This window comes from Streptomyces sp. GbtcB7 (assembly GCF_019091445.1).
Classification (GTDB): Bacteria; Actinomycetota; Actinomycetes; order Streptomycetales; family Streptomycetaceae; genus Streptomyces; species Streptomyces mirabilis.
The window spans coordinates 1-229 of sequence record NZ_JAGXJM010000797.1 but is presented as its reverse complement, the minus strand read 5'-3'; the positions used below and the strand labels follow the sequence as shown (position 1 = coordinate 229).

The following is a 229-nucleotide window of genomic DNA, read 5'->3' as shown; positions in this document are numbered from 1 at the left end:
GCCTAGCACCGCACCAGGTGCGACGACGTCCTCGTTCTCGGCGAACACCGTCCTCTTCAGTTCCCGGTCCTCGAAGACCCCCCGGATCACCAGGTCCGCGCCGGCGGCGTCCGCGGCGCGGCCGGTGGGATGGATCCGGCCCAGGATCAGGTCGGCGGCGCCGCGGGTGTGGCTGCCCCGGGCCACGGCCTTGTCGACGTCGCGCGCCGAATTTGCCCTGCCCTTCTCC

The 229-nt window shown here is 72.9% G+C and carries 1 protein-coding gene; it reads right to left on the bottom strand.

What is annotated here, in order from left to right:
- A partial coding sequence (locus tag KVT44_RS57595; protein WP_254651270.1) for a 3-hydroxyacyl-CoA dehydrogenase NAD-binding domain-containing protein occupies window positions 1-229 on the bottom strand: 229 nt, incomplete at both ends.